General features: G+C 73.4%; 18 protein-coding genes. 12 read left to right on the forward strand and 6 right to left on the reverse strand.

What is annotated here, in order from left to right:
* Nucleotides 1-113: 113 nt before the first annotated feature.
* On the reverse strand, nt 114-467 hold the full coding sequence (locus tag ACIQCJ_RS20485; RefSeq protein ID WP_188281477.1) for an iron-sulfur cluster assembly accessory protein: 354 nt from the start codon (nt 465-467) through the stop codon (nt 114-116).
* Nucleotides 468-736: 269 nt separating this feature from the next.
* Here ACIQCJ_RS20485 and nadA point away from each other — a divergent pair, with 269 nt between their 5' ends.
* Both nadA and ACIQCJ_RS20495 read left to right on the forward strand, forming a co-directional pair.
* A complete protein-coding gene (nadA, locus tag ACIQCJ_RS20490; protein ID WP_355334291.1) occupies nt 737-1909 on the forward strand; it encodes a quinolinate synthase NadA in 1173 nt (390 codons plus the stop codon).
* Nucleotides 1910-1931: 22 nt separating this feature from the next.
* Nucleotides 1932-2810: a GNAT family N-acetyltransferase gene (locus ACIQCJ_RS20495; protein WP_355334294.1), complete on the forward strand. Its 879-nt coding sequence runs from the start codon at nt 1932-1934 to the stop codon at nt 2808-2810.
* A 73-nt stretch (nt 2811-2883) separates the two neighbouring features.
* Here the strand turns inward: ACIQCJ_RS20495 and ACIQCJ_RS20500 are convergent, their stop codons facing one another.
* From ACIQCJ_RS20500 to ACIQCJ_RS20515, 4 genes are all read right to left on the reverse strand, one after another.
* Nucleotides 2884-3594 (reverse strand): response regulator, encoded by a 711-nt coding sequence (locus tag ACIQCJ_RS20500; protein WP_402712147.1) that lies wholly within the window; start codon nt 3592-3594, stop codon nt 2884-2886.
* Nucleotides 3591-5024: a sensor histidine kinase gene (locus ACIQCJ_RS20505; protein ID WP_402712148.1), complete on the reverse strand. Its 1434-nt coding sequence runs from the start codon at nt 5022-5024 to the stop codon at nt 3591-3593. The genes ACIQCJ_RS20500 and ACIQCJ_RS20505 overlap by 4 nt, the downstream gene beginning before the upstream one ends.
* Nucleotides 5025-5113: 89 nt before the next feature.
* Nucleotides 5114-5392 (reverse strand): hypothetical protein, encoded by a 279-nt coding sequence (locus ACIQCJ_RS20510; RefSeq protein WP_188282672.1) that lies wholly within the window; start codon nt 5390-5392, stop codon nt 5114-5116.
* A gap of 156 nt (nt 5393-5548) precedes the next feature.
* Nucleotides 5549-6340: a PspA/IM30 family protein gene (locus tag ACIQCJ_RS20515; protein WP_355334301.1), complete on the reverse strand. Its 792-nt coding sequence runs from the start codon at nt 6338-6340 to the stop codon at nt 5549-5551.
* A 205-nt stretch (nt 6341-6545) separates the two neighbouring features.
* Between ACIQCJ_RS20515 and ACIQCJ_RS20520 the strand changes: the two genes are divergently transcribed.
* The 3 genes from ACIQCJ_RS20520 (at nt 6546) to ACIQCJ_RS20530 (ending at nt 9440) form a co-directional block, all read left to right on the forward strand.
* The gene (locus ACIQCJ_RS20520) at nt 6546-7127 is read left to right on the forward strand and encodes a DUF3043 domain-containing protein (RefSeq protein WP_355334304.1); all 582 of its coding nucleotides are present in this window, start codon (nt 6546-6548) and stop codon (nt 7125-7127) included.
* A 238-nt stretch (nt 7128-7365) separates the two neighbouring features.
* Entirely contained in the window at nt 7366-8145 is a 780-nt protein-coding gene (locus ACIQCJ_RS20525; RefSeq protein ID WP_391124706.1) for a methyltransferase domain-containing protein, read from the forward strand.
* 203 nt (nt 8146-8348) lie between these two features.
* Nucleotides 8349-9440 carry a S1C family serine protease gene (locus ACIQCJ_RS20530; RefSeq protein WP_402712149.1) on the forward strand — a complete coding sequence of 364 codons (1092 nt, stop codon included), beginning with the start codon at nt 8349-8351 and terminating at the stop codon, nt 9438-9440.
* An 80-nt stretch (nt 9441-9520) separates the two neighbouring features.
* Here the strand turns inward: ACIQCJ_RS20530 and ACIQCJ_RS20535 are convergent, their stop codons facing one another.
* Nucleotides 9521-9730, reverse strand: coding sequence for a hypothetical protein (locus ACIQCJ_RS20535; RefSeq protein ID WP_355334309.1), 210 nt, complete (start codon nt 9728-9730; stop codon nt 9521-9523).
* Nucleotides 9731-9918: 188 nt separating this feature from the next.
* Here ACIQCJ_RS20535 and ACIQCJ_RS20540 point away from each other — a divergent pair, with 188 nt between their 5' ends.
* The 7 genes from ACIQCJ_RS20540 to lpdA all read left to right on the forward strand — a co-directional run bounded on the left by ACIQCJ_RS20540 (nt 9919) and on the right by lpdA (nt 20065).
* On the forward strand, nt 9919-11103 hold the full coding sequence (locus ACIQCJ_RS20540; RefSeq protein ID WP_402712150.1) for a bifunctional adenosylcobinamide kinase/adenosylcobinamide-phosphate guanylyltransferase: 1185 nt from the start codon (nt 9919-9921) through the stop codon (nt 11101-11103).
* Nucleotides 11104-11793: 690 nt separating this feature from the next.
* Nucleotides 11794-12975, forward strand: a complete 1182-nt coding sequence (cobT, locus tag ACIQCJ_RS20545; RefSeq protein ID WP_402712151.1) for a nicotinate-nucleotide--dimethylbenzimidazole phosphoribosyltransferase — start codon at nt 11794-11796, stop codon at nt 12973-12975.
* A 91-nt stretch (nt 12976-13066) separates the two neighbouring features.
* Nucleotides 13067-14821 carry a phosphatidylglycerol lysyltransferase domain-containing protein gene (locus ACIQCJ_RS20550; protein ID WP_355334317.1) on the forward strand — a complete coding sequence of 585 codons (1755 nt, stop codon included), beginning with the start codon at nt 13067-13069 and terminating at the stop codon, nt 14819-14821.
* A gap of 46 nt (nt 14822-14867) precedes the next feature.
* Nucleotides 14868-15599, forward strand: a complete 732-nt coding sequence (locus ACIQCJ_RS20555; RefSeq protein ID WP_402712152.1) for a hypothetical protein — start codon at nt 14868-14870, stop codon at nt 15597-15599.
* A gap of 123 nt (nt 15600-15722) precedes the next feature.
* On the forward strand, nt 15723-16529 hold the full coding sequence (locus tag ACIQCJ_RS20560) for an adenosylcobinamide-GDP ribazoletransferase (RefSeq protein WP_402712153.1): 807 nt from the start codon (nt 15723-15725) through the stop codon (nt 16527-16529).
* 403 nt (nt 16530-16932) lie between these two features.
* Nucleotides 16933-18438, forward strand: coding sequence for a leucyl aminopeptidase (locus tag ACIQCJ_RS20565; RefSeq protein ID WP_355334322.1), 1506 nt, complete (start codon nt 16933-16935; stop codon nt 18436-18438).
* A gap of 238 nt (nt 18439-18676) precedes the next feature.
* Nucleotides 18677-20065 (forward strand): dihydrolipoyl dehydrogenase, encoded by a 1389-nt coding sequence (gene lpdA / locus ACIQCJ_RS20570; RefSeq protein ID WP_355334324.1) that lies wholly within the window; start codon nt 18677-18679, stop codon nt 20063-20065.
* Nucleotides 20066-20074: the final 9 nt, after the last annotated feature.

The following is a 20074-nucleotide window of genomic DNA, read 5'->3' on the forward strand; positions in this document are numbered from 1 at the left end:
GGCTGCGCCCCCGGGTCCGGCGGGCCCCGGGGGCGGGGGGCGCCCCCCCGGGGGGGGGGGCCCCCCGCCTTGGGGCGCGGGGGGGGCGGGGGGGGGGCCCGGCCGCGGACCGGTTAGCTGAACGAGTCGCCGCAGGCGCAGGAGCCGGTGGCGTTCGGGTTGTCGATCGTGAAGCCCTGCTTCTCGATGGTGTCGACGAAGTCGATCGAGGCGCCGCCCAGGTACGGGGCGCTCATCCGGTCGGTGACGACCTTGACGCCGCCGAAGTCCTTGACCACGTCGCCGTCGAGCGAGCGCTCGTCGAAGAAGAGCTGGTAGCGCAGTCCCGAGCAGCCACCGGGCTGGACGGCGACGCGCAGAGCGAGGTCCTCACGGCCCTCCTGCTCCAGCAGGGTCTTCACCTTGATGGCGGCAGCGTCGGACAGGAGGATGCCGTCCGTCGTGGTGGTCTCGTCCTGAACCGTCATGTGCTTCTCTCCCGGGTTGTACGGACTGCTGGCTACCGACTGCTAACCGGCAACCGCGCGGATTCATTCCGTGCGTGTCGAGGTCCGCTACGACTTATTCCCCTCCATGCTCGCACACCGCGGCGGCGGCGAGGGAGGGCGCGGGGAGCGGTGAGAGCGAATGCGTCACATTGACGAAACCGGCATCGTCAATCTGACACGAACGGGCTATCATAGATAACGTCAAGTAGACGAAAAGGTCTGCGCTGCAAAGAAAGGGCTACGGGCCCGTGACCACGACGCAACCGCTGGACGTACAGCCCACGCCTCTCGCACTCCTCCTGCTCGGCCGGGAGTCCGACCCCCGCAGCGAGCGCGGAGTCGAGTGCCCCGGGGACCTGCCCGCACCGTCCGACCCGGACCTGGTGGAGCGCGCCCGCGCCGCCAAGGCCCGCCTCGGCGACAAGGTCTTCATCCTCGGCCACCACTACCAGCGCGACGAGGTGATCGAGTTCGCGGACGTCACCGGCGACTCCTTCAAGCTCGCGCGGGACGCCGCCGCCAGGCCGGAGGCCGAGTACATCGTCTTCTGCGGTGTGCACTTCATGGCCGAGTCGGCCGACATCCTCACCTCGGAGCGGCAGCAGGTCATCCTGCCCGACCTCGCCGCGGGCTGCTCGATGGCCGACATGGCCAGCGCCGAGCAGGTCGCGGAGTGCTGGGACGTGCTCGCCGAGGCGGGCGTCGCCGACGTCACCGTGCCGGTGTCGTACATGAACTCCTCCGCCGACATCAAGTCCTTCACCGGCCGCCACGGCGGCACCATCTGCACCTCGTCCAACGCCCGGCGCGCGCTGGAGTGGGCCTTCTCGCGGGGCGAGAAGGTGCTCTTCCTCCCCGACCAGCACCTCGGCCGCAACACCGCCGTACGCGACATGGGCTTCTCGCTGGACGACTGCGTCGTCTACAACCCGCACAAGCCGAACGGCGGTCTGACCGTCGAGCAGCTCCGCGCGGCCAAGATGATCCTGTGGCGCGGCCACTGCTCGGTGCACGGCCGCTTCTCGCTGGAGTCGGTCGAGGACGTCCGCGCCCGGATACCCGGCGTCAACGTCCTGGTGCACCCCGAGTGCAAGCACGAGGTGGTCGCGGCGGCGGACTACGTCGGCTCGACCGAGCACATCATCACGATGCTGGACGAGGCCCCCGCCGGTTCCGCGTGGGCGCTGGGCACCGAGCTGAACCTGGTGCGCAGGCTCGCCAACTCCCACCCCGACAAGCAGATCGTCTTCCTCGACAAGACCGTCTGCTTCTGCTCGACGATGAACCGGATCGACCTGCCGCACCTGGTGTGGACGCTGGAGTCGCTGGCCGACGGCAAGCTCGTCAACCGCATCCAGGTCGACGCGGAGACCGAGCACTTCGCGAAGCTGGCACTGGAACAGATGCTGGCCCTGCCGTAACGCGCGGCGCGATGATGGACGCGTGATCCTTCGACCGGTACGTGACGACGAGGAGGACGCCGAAGTCGTGCGGGTGATCTCGTCCGCCGCCTTCGGCGCCTCGCACGTGCTGAAGGGCGAGGCGCCGCAAGGGCCGTTACCGGCCGCGGAGATCGCCAGACAGCACAGCACCACCCGGCACCTGGCGCGCAGCGACCCCGGCGGCTGCTGGCTGATCGAGGACGGGACGGCGGGCCCGGTCGGGGTCGCGCTGTCCACCCGGCGCGAGGGCACCTGGGGCCTGTCGCTGCTGGCCGTGGTGCCCGGCGCGCAGGGCAAGGGCGTCGGAAAGGCGCTGCTCGCGCGGGCGTTGGTGCACGGCAGGGCGTGCCTGCGCGGCATCATCTGCGGCTCGCGGCACCCGGTGGCGGCCCGTACGTACCGCAGGGCGGGCTTCACGCTGCACCCCGCGATGCGGCTCACGGGCCCGGTGGACGCGGCCGGTCTCAAGCCGCCGGACGGCGCGGTGCACGAGGGCACCGCCCGCCACCGCGACCTGCTGGACTCCCTCGACCGCAGGACCCGGGGCGGCGCGCACGGCGCCGACCACGAGGAACTGCTGCGCCACCACCGGCTGTTCGTGGTCGACGACCTCGCGGGCAGCGGCTACTGCTATCTGCGCGGCGGCAGCGTCGAGCTGATCGCCGCCACCTCGCGGCGTCTTGCCTCCCGCCTCCTGACCGCCGCGCTGCTGAGCGTCCCCGAGGGCGAGACCGCCCGCGTCGACCGGCTGACCGCCGAGCAGGACTGGGCCCTGGACGTCGGGATCGCCGCCGGCCTGGAGATCGCCAACGCCGGATTCGTCTGCCTGCGCGGCATGCGCCCGCCGATGCCGTACATCCCCTCGGAGACCTTCCTCTGAGGAGTCTGACGAGGCGGCTCCGCTGCGGGCGGGCGGTGGCGGGGCGGGCGAAGGGCCCGGCCGGGGGGCGCGGTCAGCGGGGGTGGGGGCGGACCAGGCCCGACTCGTAGGCGGCGACGACCAGTTGGGCGCGGTCGCGGGCGGCGAGCTTGGCCATGGTGTGGTTGATGTGGGTCTTGACGGTGAGCGGGCTGACGCCGAGGCGCGCCGCGATGGCCGCGTTGGACAGCCCGCCCGCCACCTCGATCAGCACCTCCCGCTCCCGGACGGTCAGCGCGTCGAGACCGGCGACCGTACGGACCCCGGCGTCGATCTGCTGCGACACGAAACGGGCGATCAGGCTCTTGGTCGCGGACGGCGACAGCAGCGCGTCGCCCGCCGCCACCGTCCTGATGCCGCCGAGCAGTTCCTCGGGCTCCGCGCCCTTGCCGAGGAAGCCCGCGGCCCCCGCGAGGATCGCCTGCACCACGTACTCGTCGGCCTCGAAGGTGGTCAGCACCAGCACCGCGACCCCGGTCAGCTCCGGGTCGGCGGTGATCTCGCGGGTGGCGGCGAGGCCGTCGGTACGGGGCATCCGGATGTCCATCAGCACCACGTCGGGGCTTGCGGTCCTGGCCAGTGCGACCGCCTCCGCGCCGTCGGTGGCCTCCCCGACCACCTCCATGTCGGGCTCGGACTCCACCAGGACGCGCAGCGCGCCGCGCAGCAGGGCCTGGTCGTCGGCGAGAACGACGCGCAGCGGTCCCCGCTCGCGCTCGTCGGCGAGGCGGCCGGTGCCGATCATCCGGCGCTCCCCTGGGCGCGCGGCGGGACGGCCGGGGCGGCGGCCGGGTGCGGGGGCGTGGAGAGCGGGAGCCGGACCCAGACGCGGAAGCCGCCGCCGGGGCGGGCACCGGTGCGGCACATGCCGCCGAGCGCGCTGGCCCGTTCGTGCATGCCGAGCAGGCCGTGGCCGCCGGGGGCGCCGTCGCGCGGATCGGCGGGACACGGCGGCCCGCCGTCCCCCGTACCGCCCGCGCCGCCCGTACCGCCCGTACCGCCCGTGCCGCCCGTGCCGCCTGCACCGCTGCCGCGCCGGGGCCCCGGCAGCGCGCCGGACGGCAGCAGCGAGGCGGCCTCGCCGGGCGCGCCGTCGTCGTCCACCACGACTTCGAGCACGCCCGGCTCACGGCGGATGCGGACGACGGCGCCCGCGCCGGGGCCCACGTGCTTCTGCACGTTCGTGAGGGACTCCTGGATCACGCGGTACGCGGTGAGGTCGACGCTGGCGGGCAGCGGCGGCACGGCCGGGTCGTCCGCCGCGCTCCCGCCCCGCTCCCCCGGCCCGGCACGCGCGTCCTCGCGCACCTCGTGGCCGTCCACCGCGCATTCGACGGTGACGCGCAGCCCGGCGCGCAGGAAGCCGTCGAGGAGCTGATCGAGGACGGCGAGGCCCGGCGCCGGTTCCATCGGCGCCTCGGGCTCTCCCGACTGGCGCAACAGGCCGACGGTGGCGCGCAGTTCGTGCAGGGCGGACCGGCTCGCCTCGCGGACGTGCGCGAGGGCCTGCTTGGCCTGGTCGGGCCTGCTGTCCATGACGTGCGCGGCGACCCCGGCCTGCACATTGACCAGGGCGATGTGGTGGGCGACCACGTCGTGCAGCTCGCGGGCGATCCGCATCCGTTCCTCCGCCACCCGCCGCCTGGCCTCCTCCTCGCGGCTGCGTTCCGCACGCAGCGCCCGTTCCTCGACGGCGGCGACGTACGCGCGGCGGCTGCGGGCCGCGTCACCGGCCGCCGCGGCCATGCCCGTCCAGGCGAAGACGCCGAAGTTGGACTGCCCGTACCAGGGCCCCGGACCGCAGGACATGGCCAGCGCGGTCAGTCCGACGCTGACCAGCAGGCCGGTCACCCAGGTGGTGTGCCGGTCGGTGCGGGCGGCGACGGTGCACAGGGCGAGGGCCACCGCGAAGATCACCGGGATCCGGCCGTCCACCGGGCGCAGCGCGATGAAGACCGCGGAGAGCACACAGGTGAAGACCAGCACCGCCCACGGGACGCGGCGGCGCAGGACGAGCGACCCGCAGGCCAGCGCCGCGAGCGCGGTGTCGACCAGGCCGAGCCGGTACGTCTGGATCCCGGCCACCGTGCCGGCCAGGATCACCGCGAAGACGAGGGCGGCGAGACCCGCGTCAGCCGTCCCCTGATGCGCCCGCAGCCAGCGGCTGGGGCCCACGAGAGGATTCCTCGGCGGAAGCGGATACTGCACGGTAGGCAACGGTACGGGAAGCCCGGCGCGCCCCGTACCCGCCCGGTGCCCCGCCCTCAGCCCGGGATCAGTCCGTCGTCGTTGAGCAGTTCACGGACCTCTTCGAGGCTCGCGTCCGGCGACGGCAGGATCAGTGTCGACGGCTCCAGGGAGTCGTCGGGCACCGGCTCGCCGAAGCGGCGGACCGCGTCGAGCAGGGCGCCCAGCGTGCGCCGGAAGCCCTCCTCGTCCCCGTTCCTGACCTCGGCGAGCAGCTCGTCGTCCAGCTTGTTCAGCTCGCCGAGATGGCTCTCGTCGAGCCCGACCTGGCCCTCCCCCATGATCCGTACGATCATGACGGCCTCCTCCGTAACCCTGCTGACGTGCCGCCCGGCGGCCGAGCCTGCCTGTCCTGCGTACCCCTGCGGCGCGCGTCCTGTCCACGTCCACCGCAGTCCACATCCACCGCTGGTCACGACCTACCGCCGGTCATGACCTCCTGCCGGTGAGACCTACTGCTTGTCGAACCGCGGGGTGTCCTGCGGCTCGGGCTTGGCGGCCTGACCGCCCTGCCCGCCCTCGATCGCCTGCGGCGCGCTGCCCCCGGCAAGCTCGGCCTTCATCCGCTGGAGCTCCAGCTCGACGTCGCTGCCGCCGGAGAGACGGTCGAGCTCGGACTGGATGTCGTCCTTGGCCAGACCGCTCGGGTCGTCGAGCGCGCCCGAGGCCAGCAGCTCGTCGAGAGCGCCCGCGCGGGCCCTGAGCTGCTCGGTCTTGTCCTCGGCACGCTGGATCGCCATGCCGACGTCGCCCATCTCCTCGGAGATGCCGGAGAACGCCTCGCCGATCTGGGTCTGCGCCTGGGCCGCGGTGTACGTGGCCTTGATGGTCTCCTTCTTGGTGCGGAAGGCGTCCACCTTGGCCTGGAGCCGCTGGGAGGCGAGCGTGAGCTTCTCCTCCTCGCCCTGGAGCGTGGTGTGCTGCGTCTCCAGGTCGGCGACCTGCTGCTGGAGGGCGGCCCGGCGCGACAGCGCCTCGCGGGCCAGGTCCTCACGGCCCAGCGCCAGCGCCTTGCGCCCCTGGTCCTCGTAGGTCGACGACTTCTTCTGCAACTCCGTGAGCTGCAATTCGAGCCGCTTACGGGAGGTGGCGACGTCCGCCACGCCCCGCCGTACCTTCTGCAGCAGTTCGAGCTGCTTCTGGTACGAGTAGTCGAGCGTCTCGCGCGGGTCCTCGGCCCTGTCCAGGGCCTTGTTGGCCTTCGCGCGGAAAATCAGTCCCATCCGCTTCATGACACCGCTCATGGGCCTCGCGCGCCCCCTTCTCCGGCAACTGCTCCAGCATGCCTCAGCACCTCTACAGACCCCAGCCTACGGGCCCTGGTTCCATTACCGCACTGTTCGGGTGCGGATGCGGTCATCCGTAGGGACGATCACGGTTCGGTGACCTCAGGCCCAAGGAGTAGGTGAGGGGCTGGGGCCGGGCCCGGGAACCACGTAACCTGGAGGTGTGTTCCGACGTCGTTCCGAAGATGAGCAGGTCTCGACCACCGCGGTGATCGAAGACCAGGTACGTGACCCGCAGGCTCCCAAGGGTCGCCCCACTCCGAAGCGCAGTGAGGCCCAGAGCCAGCGCCGCAAGGCCGTCACCGCGCCGACCGACCGCAAGGCGGCCACGCGGCAGGCCCGCGACGCCCGCCGCACCGAGATGGCCAAGCAGCGCCAGGCGCTGGCCGGTGGCGACGAGCGGTATCTGCCGGTCAGGGACAAGGGGCCAGTGCGCAAGTTCACCCGCGACTACGTCGACTCGCGGTTCCGGGTGGCCGAGTTCTTCCTGCCGGTCGCGGTCCTGATCCTCGTGATGAGCATCATCGGCTCCCTCCAGAGCCTGTCGCTGCTGCTGTGGCTGGTCGTGATCGTGGCGATCGTGGTCGACTCGTTCGTCACCGCGTTCCGGCTGCGCCAGCAGTTGCGCAAGCGGCTCCCCGACAAGAGCCACAAGGGCGCCGTCGCCTACGGGCTGATGCGCACCCTCCAGATGCGCCGTCTGCGGCTGCCCAAGCCGCAGGTGCAGCGCGGCGACCAGCTCTGAACGGCGGCGGATCCTGAACGACGCGAGGGCGGCCGACGCCGCCGGTTTCGGTGCGCCCGCTCCGGGCGGGGACGACCCGTCCGCCGGGTCCTTCGGCGCGGTGACGCCGTACGGGTCGGCGTATCCGGCCGGCGCGTACGGCTTCGGGACTCCGGCCGCCGGTGTGCCCGTCCCGCCCCCGGCTCCCGCCGCGGAGCCGCCCGGCGCGGGCGGCTTCTCCGGCGGCGCGGGCAACTGGCTGGCCGGGCTCGACGGCCTGCGCAACACCGTCAGGCAGGAGCTGGTCTCGCGCCAGCTCGACGAGCGCCTCACCGCGCACTTCCCGCCCAGCGGCGGCGCCCACGCACGGCACCAGCGGTCGCTGCGCGTGCTGGACATCGGCCCCGGCCAGGGCACCCAGGCGCTGCGGCTGGCCCGCGCGGGCCACATCGTGACCGGTCTGGAGTCCGACCCGGCGATGCTCACCGCCCTGCGGGCCGCGGTCGCCGCCGAGCCGCAGGACGTACGCGACCGGATGGCGCTGCTGCGCGGCGACGGCCGCCAGACCGGCCGCCACTTCGGGCCCGCCTGCTTCGACGTCGTGCTCTGCCACGGCGTGCTCATGTACGTGCCCGACCCCGAGCCGCTGCTCGCCGCGCTCGCCAGGGTGCTGGCCCCCGGCGGCCTGCTCTCGCTGCTGGTGCGGAACGGCGACGCGCTGGCCATGCGGCCGGGGCTGCTCGGCGACTGGTCGGGCGCCCTGGGCGCGGTCGGCGCCACCGGCTACACCAACCGGCTCGGCCTGACCACCCGCGCCGACCGGCGCGAACGCCTCACGGCGACGCTCGCCGGGATCGGTGTGCCCCTCCAGGCGTGGTACGGGGTGCGGGTCTTCACCGACACCGCGCCGGACGGCGCGCGCCCTCCGCAGGACCCGCACGAGCTGGCCCAGCTGCTCGACGCGGAGGAGGCCGCCGGGCGGACCGATCCGTACCGCGCGGTGGCCGCGCTGCTGCACCTGTGCGGCGTGCGCTGCTGACCGCGCCTGCGTGAAGGTGTCCGCACGGAGGTCCGCGTGAAGGCCGCGTGGAGGCCCGTACGGAGATCCGCGTTCCGGCCGCGGGGAGGCCCGAGTGAGGTCCCGCGGGGAGGCCCGGGCGGAGGACGGTGTCCCGGCGGGGGCGAGACCCGTTTGGCCGTGCGGGCCGAGTCAGGGGCAGCTTCAAACGTGACAATTCAGGCATGAGTGGATCGCGTACCCCTTGGCACCGCACCCGGTTCCTGCTGCCCGGCGCCGCCGCCGTCTGCGCGACGGCGATGTTGGCCTCCGGTTGCAGCTCCGACTCCGGCTCGGCGGCGAGGTCGGCCCCCGCCACGGTGGCGCCCGCGGCCGACACGTCCTCGTCGGGGAGCAACGACCTCCAGACCTCGTACGAGAACACCGTGAAGAACGTGCTGCCGTCGGTCGTGCAGATCACGACGAACTCCGACCTCGGCTCCGGGGTCGTGTACGACGACAAGGGCGACATCGTCACGAACGCCCATGTGGTCGGCACCGCGAAGAGCTTCCAGGTCAATCTGGCCACCGGCGGCAAGGCGCTGGCCGCGACCCTGGTGGCGACCTACCCGGCCGAGGACCTGGCCGTGATCAGGCTGTCGTCGCCGCCGAGCGGTCTGCACCCGGCGAGCTTCGCGGACTCCTCGAAGGTGGCGGTCGGCCAGATCGTGCTGGCGATGGGCAATCCGCTGGGGCTGTCGAGCAGCGTCACCGAGGGCATCGTGTCGGCGACCGGCCGCACCGTCAGCGAGGGCGCCACGGGCGGCGGGACCGGCGCGACCATCCCCGACATGGTGCAGACCTCGGCGTCGATCAATCCGGGCAACAGCGGCGGCGCGCTCGTGAACCTCGCCAACCAGGTCATCGGCATCCCCACGCTGGCCGCGACCGACCCGCAGCTCGGCAACGGCTCGGCGCCCGGCATCGGCTTCGCGATCCCGTCCTCGACGGTCACCCGGATCGCCGGCCAGATCATCAAGGACGGCAAGGTCGTGGACTCCGGCCGGGCGGCGCTCGGCATCACCGTGCGCGGCGTCGTGGACAACGGGCTCCAGCCCGCGGGCGCCGCGATCGTCTCGGTGACCAAAGGGGGCGCCGCCGAGAAGGCCGGGCTCAAAACTGGCGACGTGATCACCAAACTGGGCTCGACGCCGATCACCACGGCGCAGACGCTGACCGAGGCGCTGGCCTCGTACAAGCCGGGCGACAAGGTGCGGGTCGGCTACGAGCAGGACGGGGCGGCGAAGACCGTGGAGGTCACGCTGGGCTCGTTGTGAGCGCGGTACGGCATGACGACGGCGGTGCCGCACCCCGTGCGCGGGTGCGGCACCGCCGTCGTTCCGGACAGGCCCCGAGGTCAGTCCTCGTCGCCGTGCAGGCTCATCGGGCCGTAGATCTTGGTGTCGCCGTCGAAGAGGTGGACCTGGTCGGTGCCGCCTTCCAGCAGTTCCTTCCAGACCTCGCCCACCCAGGACTCCGCGTCGCCCTGTGTGGTGAACTCCTCGGGCTGCACCGCGGGCTGCACCTCGGTGCCGTCGGCCTTCTCGAACCGCCACGTCCACGCCATGTGTGTCTCTCCTCGGTCCCGTCGGTCCACCGTGCCGCCCGCACTCCCGTTCCCGCCGCCGCGAGCTGCGGGGATCACCGGGCGCGTGCCGCCTGCACCGCAGCGTATCGGGAGTCCTCGCCGTATCGGGAGTCTCCGCATGGCGGACCCCGCGCGCCCTGCGCGGCAGGACGCGAGACGATCGTCCCGTGGAACTGACTCTGCTCGGCACCGGCGGCCCCGAGGGGCTGCCGCTGCCCGACTGCCCCTGCGCGGCGTGCGCGCTCGCCGTCGGCGCGGGCGCGCGCGGCGCGACCGCCGTTCTGGTGGACGGTGTGGTGCTGCTCGACCTGACGCCCGGGGTGGCGCTGGCCGCGGCGCGGGCCGGGCACACGCTCGGCGGGCTGCGCCTGGTGCTGCTCTCGCACCCGCACGACGGCCCGGCCGTGGAGATCCCGCCGGGGCTGCCCGCCCCGACCCGCGTCCCCGACGGGCAGCGGCTCGCGCTGATCACCGGGCACCATGTGCAGGCCGTCGCCATGGACGCGCCCGGCACCGGTTACGCCGTCGAGTCCCCCGACGGGCTGCGCGTGCTCTACCTCCCGCCGGGCGGCGCGCCCGCCGGGACGCCGGACGGGCAGGTGCCGTACGACCTCGTCCTGCTCGACGCCGTCGGACGGCCGGACGCCCTCGCCCGGCTGCGCGCCGCGGGCGCCGTCGGGCCGACCACCGACGTGGTCGCCGTCCACCTCGACCACGGGGCGCCGCCGCGGCCGGAGCTGGGCCGACGGCTGGCGGCCCTCGGGGCCCGCGCGGTCCCCGACGGTACGACGCTGACCGTCGGGGACTACCAGGAGGTGCCGGACATCCCGCGCCGGACCCTCGTGCTGGGCGGGGCCCGCTCGGGCAAGTCCGCCGAGGCCGAGCGGCGGCTGGCCGGTTTCCCCGGGGTCCTCTACGTCGCCACCGGGGGGTCTCGCGACGGCGACGACGAGTGGGCCCGCCGGGTGGCCGCCCACCGCGAGCGCCGGCCCGCCTCGTGGCGCACCGAGGAGACCTGCGACCTCGTCCCCCTGCTGACCGCCCCCGGCCCGCCCCTGCTCATCGACTGCCTCGGCCTCTGGCTCACGTCCGTCCTCGACAAGGCCGACGCCTGGGCGCCGGGGGCTTCCCTCGACGAGGTCCGCGGCCGTACCACCGAGCTCGTCGCCGCCTTTCGCCGCACCCCGCGCACCGTCGTCGCCGTCTCCAACGAAGTCGGCTCCGGCGTCGTCCCCTCCCACCCCTCCGGCCGCCTCTTCCGCGACGAGCTCGGCCGTCTCAACGCCGCCGTCGCCGCCGAATCCGAATCCGTCCTCCTCCTCGTATCCGGCCTCCCCCTCCCCCTCCGCTGACCCCTTCGCCCGGACGGCGAACCGACCTTCTAGCGGCGCGGGGAACGCTCCCGCACGTCACCACCCGCCCCGGCGGGGCAGATCGGTCGTCCCCGGACCACCGGCCGGTGGGGGCCGGCCGCGCAGTTCCCCGCGCCCCTCACGGGGCGGGCCGCCCCTTGTCCGGGCGCCAGCCACATGTCTTTAGGGGCGCGGGGAACTCCGCCACCAGCCACCACGCTCCCGCACGACACCACCCGCCCCGGCGGGGCAGATCGGTCGTCCCCGGACCACCCGCCGATGGGGGCCGGCCGCGCAGTTCCCCGCGCCCCTGACGGGGCGCACCGTCTTTCGTCCGGGCGCCAGCCACGTGTCTTTAGGGGCGCGGGGAACTGCGCCACCAGCCACCACGCTCCCGCACGTCACCACCGGCCCCGGCGGGGCAGTTCGGATGTATCCCGACCACCGGGCCGGTGGGGGCCGGCCGCGCAGTTCCCCGCGCCCCTGACGGGGCGGGCCGTCCTTCGCCCGGACGGCGAACCGACCTTCTAGCGGCGCGGGGAACGCTCCCGCACGTCACCGCCCGCCCCGGCGGGGCAGATCGGATGTATCCCGACCACCGGGCCGGTGGGGGCGGGGCCTCGGGGAGGTTGGGGGTAGCGGGTGAACCCGTGAGGCCACGCCGGCGAGGCGACCGGTAGGGTTCCACGGGTGAGCGGCATCGACTTGGACGACTTCGGCTCCCTCGTGGAGCGGCCCGACGCTGGGGTTCGACGCGACTCGCAGGAGCGCTGGCAGAAGCTGGTGCGTCCGGCGGGAGGGCTGGGGAAACCGGCCGAGCTGGCGGACTGGCTGGCGGCGGTGCGCGGCGAGGTGCCGACCGGGCCGATCGCGGCGCCGCGCGCGCTGATCTTCGCGGCCGACCACGGCGTGGCCTCGCTGGAGGTGTCGGCGCGGAAGGCCGGTACGGCCACCGAGTTGGTGAAGGCGGTGCTGGACGGCACCGCACCGGCCAGCGTGCTGGCGCGCCAGTACGGCGCGCACGTCGACGTCATCGACATGGCGCTGGACTGCGACCCGTCCGAGCTGCCGGACTACGTGACGGCGCACCGCGTGCGCCGCGGCTCCGGCCGGATCGACATCGAGGACGCGCTGACGCGGGAAGAGGCCGAGCAGGCGTTCCGGGTCGGCATGACCGTCGCGGACGAGCAGGCGGACTCCGGCACGGACCTCGTACTCCTCGGCGACCTGAGCGTCGGTGGCACGACGCCCGCCGCCGTACTGATCGCGGCGCTGTGCGGCACGGACGCCTCCGTCGTCACCGGCCGCGGCTCCGGCATCGACGACCTCGCGTGGATGCGCAAGTGCGCCGCGATCCGTGACGCGCTGCGCCGGGCCCGCCCGGTCCTCGGCGACCAGCTCGCGCTGCTGGCCGCGGTCGGCGGCGCCGACTTCGCCGCGATGACCGGCTTCCTGCTCCAGGCGGCGGTCCGCAAGCTCCCGGTGGTCCTCGACGGAGTCGTCAGCGCCGCGTGCGCGCTGGTCGCCCAGCGGATCGCCTTCCGGGCGCCGGACTGGTGGCTGGCGGGTCACGCCAGCGGCGAGCCGGGCCAGGCGAAGGCGCTGGACCGGATCTCCCTCGAACCGCTGCTCGACCAGGGCGTGCACCTCGGCGGCGCGGCCGGCTCCCTGCTGGCCCTCCCCCTCCTCCAGGCCGCGGCGGCGCTGTCGGCCGAACTCCCGTACCCGGCGGAGAAGCCGGACCCGGAGCCGGAGAAGGACGCCGAGGACACCGAGGACACCGAGGAAGCCAAGGACCCCGAAGAGGCAGAACCGCAGGCAAAGGCCGAGACGGAGCCGGCGCCGCAGCCGGAAGCCGACCCCGCCTCGTAACCGAAAAGCACCTCGGCGGAACCGTCCCCGCCGAGGTGCGAGCGGCCCGGCGCGACCCCAAATCGGGCATTACGTCATAAAATCCCCTCCTATGGGAACGGGCAGCACCACCAGCACACAGCCGCGCCCTCACGCGTGTCCGGGACGCGCGGCCACCTTCGCCGTCCGCTACCTGCGCACCGTCGCGTGCGTGAATCTCCTCGGCGCCGTCTGGGTCTCCTTCGGCCAGGACATCCGCCGCCACAACGTCGAGGACTACTTCACCCCGTACCTGCTGAGCGCGGGCTTCACCTCCGGCGCCTTCGCCCTCTTCCTGGCCGTCACCATGCGCCGCCGCAAGCGCGCCGCGTGGATCCTCAACCTCGTGCTGTGCGGGCTGTTCCTGGCCGCGCTGTCGGTCAGCATGGTGTGGCCCGACATCCACCGGCACGCGCAGAACTGGATCTCGCTGGCGCTCACCGCCGCCTTCCTGGCGGCGCTGCTCGTCGGCCGCGGCGAGTTCCGGGCGAAGGGCGACCCCGCCAACCCGCGGGACGCGGCCCTGGTGGCCGCCGCCGGTCTGCCGCTGGCCGCGCTGCTCGGCACCGCGCTGGTCACGGTCACCAACGACGACCAGGGCGCGGGCTTCGGCGACTGCCTCGGCTACGCGGTCCTGCGGCTGGTGTCCCTGGTGCCGGACGACAGCGGCTCGCTGACCATCTCCACGCCCGGCTGGGTGGACGTCGTCATCAACGCCATGAGCGCCCTGCTCTTCCTGCTCGTGCTCTTCGTCGCCTTCCGCTCGCCGCGCGGTCGGGCGCTGCTGTGCCCGGCGGACGAGGAGCGGCTGCGCGGCCTGCTCGACCGGCACGGCGACCGCGACTCCCTCGGCTACTTCGCGCTGCGCCGCGACAAGAGCGTCATCTGGTCGCCCAGCGGCAAGTCGGCCATCGCCTACCGGGTGGTGGGCGGTGTCTCGCTCGCGTCCGGCGATCCGATCGGCGACCCCGAGGCGTGGCCCGGCGCCATCGAGGCGTGGCTGGCGGAGGCGGCGGGGCACGCGTGGGTGCCCGCCGTGATGGGCGCGAGCGAGGAGGCCGGTACGGTCTACGCCCGGCACGGCCTGGACGCGCTGGAGCTGGGCGACGAAGCCATCGTGGACACCGCCGAGTTCACCCTTGAGGGCCGCGCGATGCGGACGGTCCGGCAGGCGTACAACCGGGTCGCGCGCTCCGGCTGCACCGTACGCATCCGCAGGCACGCCGACATCCCGGCCGCGGAGATGGCGGCGCTGCTGGAGCGGGCCGACCGGTGGCGGGACGGCGGCACCGAGCGCGGCTTCTCGATGGCGCTGGGGCGGCTGGGCGACGCGGGCGACGGGCAGTGCGTGATGGTCGAGTGCCACGACGGCGACGGCGTGCCCAGGGCGCTGCTGAGCCTGGTGCCGTGGGGTCCGCGCGGGCTCTCGCTTGACCTGATGCGGCGTGACCGGGGCGCGGACAACGGGCTGATCGAGTACATGGTGATCGAACTCGTCCAGCGGGCGGACGAGGTCGGCGTGGAGCAGATCTCGCTGAACTTCGCGATGTTCCGGTCGGTCTTCGAGCGCGGCTCACGGCTCGGCGCGGGGCCCGTCCTGCGGGTGTGGCGGTCGCTGCTGACGTTCTTCTCGCGCTGGTGGCAGATCGAGTCGTTGTACCGGGCGAACGCCAAATTCCGCCCGATCTGGGAGCCCCGCTATCTGCTCTTCGGCAAGTCCAGCGAACTGCCCCGGATCGGTATCGCGGGCGCCCGCGCCGAGGGTTTCCTCGAAGCGCCCAGAATGCCGTCGCCGCTGCGCCGCAGAGAACGGTTCACCGCCAAGTGAGGGGCCCCGCGCGGGCCGCCGGGGGGCCCGGCCCCGCGGAGGCGCGGTGAGCGCGTCCGACAAGGTGCGGGAGTTCGCGCGCGCCGAGTGGGGGCAGATGGCGTACGACGTACGCGACCGGCTCTGGGCGCGCGGGCTGCGGGCGATTCCGCTGACGCTGTGGTCCTGCGTGGGCATCCTCTGCCTCCAGCTCGTCCAGCACGCGCAGGGGCCGAGCGACTGGGTGGACCGGCTCGGCGGCATCTACTGCACCCTGCCGTGGTGGAAGGCGCTGCTGCGCACGCCCCTGTCGCTGTTCATCCCCGATCCGACGCTGCCGATCTGGGGGCTTGTCATCCAGGTCGTGGTGGTCTTCGGGATCGCCGAGACGACGCTGGGCGCGCGCCGGACGCTGGCCATCGCGCTGTACACGACGCTGGCCGGCACGACCTTCGCCCGCTACTCGTACTGGGTCGGCCCCGACGGCTTCCTCGGGCTGCCCGTCGCCGAACTCATCGGCCGCGACACCGGGCCCTCCGCCGCGGTCGTCGCGCTCGGGGTGTACGTCGCCTGCCGGTACCACGCCTGGTGGACGGCGGCAGCCGTGGCCATGTCCATGGTCATCGAGGTGCTCGCCCTCGCCAATCTCGCCGGTTACGAGCACCTGACCGCGATCATCGCCGTCCTGCTGCTCTTCGCCGTCGAGACCTGGTGGGCGCGGCGGCGGCGCCGTACCGATTCCTCCGGGGACGGCCCCTCGGGGGACGGCGGCGACGACCACGCCGACCTGGTGCGCTGAGCCCGCGGCCACGCTGACCTGGCGCGATAGCCTCACGCGGTGACCGAACCCGAACCCGAACCCGAACCCGAGCCCGTGTCCGGGCCCTTGCCCGAGCCCTTGCCCGAGCCTTTGCCCGAGCCCTTGCCCGAGCCCTTGCCCGAGCCCGGCGGCAGGGCGACCGTCGGCGACGCCCTGCGCTTCGCCTTCGGCACGCTCAGCGTGCTGCCGGTGACGGTGACGCGCTGGGACCGGGCGGCGGCGCGCGGCGGGATGCTGGCCGCGCCGCTGGTCGGCGCCGTCGTCGGTCTCGGCGCCGCGCTCGGCGGCGGCGTCCTGACCGCACTCGGCGCGAGCCCGCTGCTCGCCGCCGTCGGGGCGGTCGCCGTGCCCGCCGTCGCCACTCGCGGCCTGCACCTGGACGGGCTCGCCGACACCGCCGACGGTCTCGGCAGCGGGTTGCCCGCCGAGGGGGCGCTGCGCGTCATGAAGCAGTCCGACATCGGGCCCTTCGGCGTCCTCACCCTCGTGCTGGTCCTGCTCGCCCAGACCGCCGCCCTCGCCTCCTGCTACGCGCACGGCTGGCGTTACGGCTGCACCGCCGCCGTGCTGTCCGCCGTCCTCGGCCGCGCCGCCATGACGCTCGCCTGCCGTACGGGTGTACGCGCCGCCCGGCCCGGCGGCCTCGGCGCCGCCGTCGCCTCCGCCGTGTCCCTGCGGGGGGCCTGGTCGGCCGGCGTCCTCTGCTGCGCCCTCGCCTGCGCCGCCGGCCTCCCCTTCGGCGGCCTCACCCCCCTCCGCGCCGGCCTCTCCGCCGCCCTCGCCCTCCTCTGCGCCGAACTCCTCCTCCGCCACGCCGTCCGCCGCCTCGGCGGCACCACCGGCGACGTTTTCGGCGCCCTCTGCGAAACCGCCACCACCACCTCCCTCCTCCTCCTGGCCCTCCGCTGACCCCCTCCGGGCCGTGCGGTGACCCGCGACAGCGTGCCCAGCGCCCCTGAAAAGACCGGCTCACCGCCCGGACAAAAGACAGTGCGCCCCGTCAGGGGCGCGGGGAACTGCGCGACCAGCCCCCACCGGCGGGTGATCCGGGGACAACCGAACTGCCCCGCCGAGGCGGGTCATGACCTGCCGAAGCGTCGTGGGTGAGCGCGCGCACGCGGCGGCAGGTGGGGGGCGGGGAGGAGTGGCGGGAGAGGGGTGGGTGGGGGAGCGCGCCGCAGGCGTAGGGTCGGGGATTGGGCAACGGGCGCGTGCCGCCCCGCTGATGTGGCGGAATACGATGCCCGGGGCCGGGCCGGGCCAACCAACCGGCCGCAGCACAGGACCTCGACCGAATAGGACCCCCTCCACCGTGACTGCTCTGACACTCAGTACCTCCTCCGCCGCAGCGTTGCGTGCGGACGCCGTCGTCGTGGGCGTGACCAAAGGGGCCAAGGGCCCCAAGGTCGCACCGGGGGCGGAGGCGGTGGACAAGGCGTTCGACGGAAAGCTGGCCGCCGTACTGGAGACGCTGGGCGCCTCGGGTGCGGACGGCGAGGTGACCAAGCTCCCGGCACCCGCGGGCCTGAAGTCCGCGGTGGTGGTCGCGGTCGGCCTCGGCGACACCCCCGAGGACGGCACCGGCTTCGACGCCGAGGCGCTGCGCAGGGCCGCGGGCGTCGCCGCCCGCGCGCTCGGCGGCGCGAAGAAGGCGGCGTTCGCGCTGCCCGCCGCCGACCCGGCGGACCTGGAAGCGGTCGCCACCGGCGCGCTGCTGGGCGCGTACGCGTTCACCACGTACCAGGCCGAGAACGGCAAGGGCACGCTCGGCGAGGTCGCCGTGACCGGTGCCAAGCCGCGCGACAAGGCGCACAAGGCCGCGGCGGCCCGCGCCGTCGCGGTGGGCGCCGAGGTGAACCGGGCGCGCGACCTGATCAACACCCCGCCCAACGACCTGAACCCGAAGGCGTTCGCCGCCGCCGTACAGGCCGCGGGCAAGGAGCACGGCCTCAAGGTCGAGGTGCTGGACGAGAAGGCGCTGGCCAAGGGCGGCTACGGCGGCATCCTCGGCGTCGGCCAGGGCTCGGCGACGCCGCCCCGGCTGGTCCGGGTGGCGTACACCCACGCCAAGGCGACCCGTACCCTCGCCTTCGTCGGCAAGGGCATCACGTACGACTCGGGCGGCATCTCGCTGAAGCCGCCGGGGCACAACGAGACGATGAAGTGCGACATGAGCGGCGCCGCCGCGGTGTTCGCCGCGGTCGTGGCGACCGCGAAGCTCGGCCTCGAGGTCAATGTGACCGGCTGGCTCGCGCTGGCCGAGAACATGCCGGGCGGCGGCGCCACGCGCCCCGGCGACGTGCTGAAGATGTACAGCGGCACGACGGTGGAGGTGCTGAACACCGACGCCGAGGGCCGTCTGGTGCTGGCCGACGCGCTGGCCCGCGCCTCCGAGGAGGCCCCGGACGCGATCGTCGACGTGGCGACGCTGACCGGCGCGATGGTGCTGGCGCTGGGCGAGGGCCGGTTCGGCATCATGTCGAACGACGACGGCTTCCGTACCCGGATCCACACCGCCGCGCTGGCCGCGGGCGAGGACTCCTGGCCGATGCCGCTCCCCAAGGAACTGCGCAAGACCTTCGACTCCCCCACCGCCGACATCGCCAACATGGGTGTGCGGCCGGGCGGCGGCCTGATCGCGGGGCTGTTCCTGAAGGAGTTCGTCGGCGAGGGCATCACCTGGGCCCACCTCGACATCGCGGGCCCCGCCTTCCACGAGGGCGCGCCCTTCGGCTACACCCCCAAGGGCGGCACCGGCACCGCGGTCCGCACCCTGCTCAGCCTGGCCCACCAGGCCGCGGACGGCGATCTCCTCTGACCGCCGCGCCGCACCCTGCTCCGAACAGGTGAGATAGGTCACTTACGGCCCCGGACGGCGCGTCCGGGGCCGTATTCGACGGGTCTCACCCCACAGGCCGATGACCCGTCCGCCGCGAACAAGTGCGAAGATGTGGTTCGGCACGACAGGGCCCCCTTTTAGACAAAGCGGCCGAACCAAAGCCGCCGCCCGGTCATGGTGGACCGGCTCCGGCGAACCCATGCATGGAGGACGTGACGTGGCGAACGACGCCAGCACTGTTTTCGACCTAGTGATCCTCGGCGGCGGCAGTGGCGGCTACGCAGCCGCGCTGCGTGCCGCGCAACTGGGACTGGACGTCGCCCTGATCGAGAAGAACAAGCTCGGGGGCACCTGTCTGCACAACGGCTGCATTCCCACCAAGGCGCTGCTGCACGCCGGTGAGATCGCGGACCAGGCTCGCGAGAGCGAGCAGTTCGGAGTGAAGGCCACCTTCGAGGGCATCGACATCGCGGCCGTCCACAAGTACAAGGACGACGTGATCGCTGGCCTGTACAAGGGCCTCCAGGGCCTGGTGGCCTCGCGCAAGGTGACGTACATCGAGGGCGAGGGAAAGCTGTCCTCCCCCACCTCGGTGGATGTGAACGGCCAGCGGATCCAGGGCCGGCACGTCCTGCTCGCGACCGGTTCCGTACCGAAGTCGCTGCCGGGCCTGACCATCGACGGCGACCGGATCATCTCCTCCGACCACGCGCTGGTCCTGGACCGGGTGCCGCAGTCGGCGATCATCCTGGGCGGCGGCGTGATCGGCGTCGAGTTCGCCTCGGCGTGGAAGTCCTTCGGCACCGACGTGACCATCGTCGAGGGTCTGCCGCACCTGGTGCCGGTCGAGGAGGAGAACAGCTCCAAGCTGCTGGAGCGCGCCTTCCGCAAGCGCGGCATCAAGTTCAACCTGGGCACCTTCTTCCAGAGCGCCGAGTACACCGACAGCGGTGTGAAGGTCACCCTGGCGGACGGCAAGACCTTCGAGGCCGAGGTGCTGCTGGTCGCCATCGGCCGCGGCCCGGTCTCGCAGGGCCTGGGGTACGAGGAGCAGGGCGTCGCGATGGACCGCGGCTATGTCCTGGTCGACGAGTACATGCGCACCAACGTGCCGACGATCTCGGCCGTCGGCGACCTGGTCCCGACGCTCCAGCTCGCGCACGTCGGCTTCGCCGAGGGCATCCTCGTGGCGGAGCGGCTGGCCGGTCTCAAGACCGTGCCGATCGACTACGACGGTGTCCCGCGCGTCACGTACTGCCACCCGGAGGTCGCCTCCGTCGGCATCACCGAGGCGAAGGCCAAGGAGCTGTACGGCGCGGACAAGGTCGTCACGCTGAAGTACAACCTGGCGGGCAACGGCAAGAGCAAGATCCTCAAGACGTCCGGCGAGGTCAAGCTCGTCCAGGTGCGCGACGGCGCCGTCGTCGGCGTCCACATGGTCGGTGACCGGATGGGTGAGCAGGTGGGCGAGGCCCAGCTCATCTACAACTGGGAGGCGCTGCCCGCCGAGGTCGCGCAGCTCATCCACGCGCACCCGACCCAGAGCGAGGCGCTCGGCGAGGCCCACCTGGCCCTCGCGGGCAAGCCGCTGCACTCGCACGACTGACCCTCCTCC

Origin of the sequence: Streptomyces sp. NPDC093221 (assembly GCF_044753885.1) — a bacterium.
GTDB lineage: Bacteria > Actinomycetota > Actinomycetes > Streptomycetales > Streptomycetaceae > Actinacidiphila.

Bases quoted from the DNA above. Each gene is read 5' to 3' on its own strand.
- ACIQCJ_RS20485 (WP_188281477.1), bottom strand. From the start codon at position 467: ATGACGGTTCAGGACGAGACCACCACGACGGACGGCATCCTCCTGTCC.
- ACIQCJ_RS20500 (WP_402712147.1), bottom strand. From the start codon at position 3,594: ATGATCGGCACCGGCCGCCTCGCCGACGAGCGCGAGCGGGGACCGCTG.
- ACIQCJ_RS20510 (WP_188282672.1), bottom strand. From the start codon at position 5,392: ATGATCGTACGGATCATGGGGGAGGGCCAGGTCGGGCTCGACGAGAGC.
- ACIQCJ_RS20515 (WP_355334301.1), bottom strand. From the start codon at position 6,340: ATGAGCGGTGTCATGAAGCGGATGGGACTGATTTTCCGCGCGAAGGCC.
- ACIQCJ_RS20530 (WP_402712149.1), top strand. From the start codon at position 8,349: ATGAGTGGATCGCGTACCCCTTGGCACCGCACCCGGTTCCTGCTGCCC.
- ACIQCJ_RS20535 (WP_355334309.1), bottom strand. From the start codon at position 9,730: ATGGCGTGGACGTGGCGGTTCGAGAAGGCCGACGGCACCGAGGTGCAG.
- ACIQCJ_RS20550 (WP_355334317.1), top strand. From the start codon at position 13,067: ATGGGAACGGGCAGCACCACCAGCACACAGCCGCGCCCTCACGCGTGT.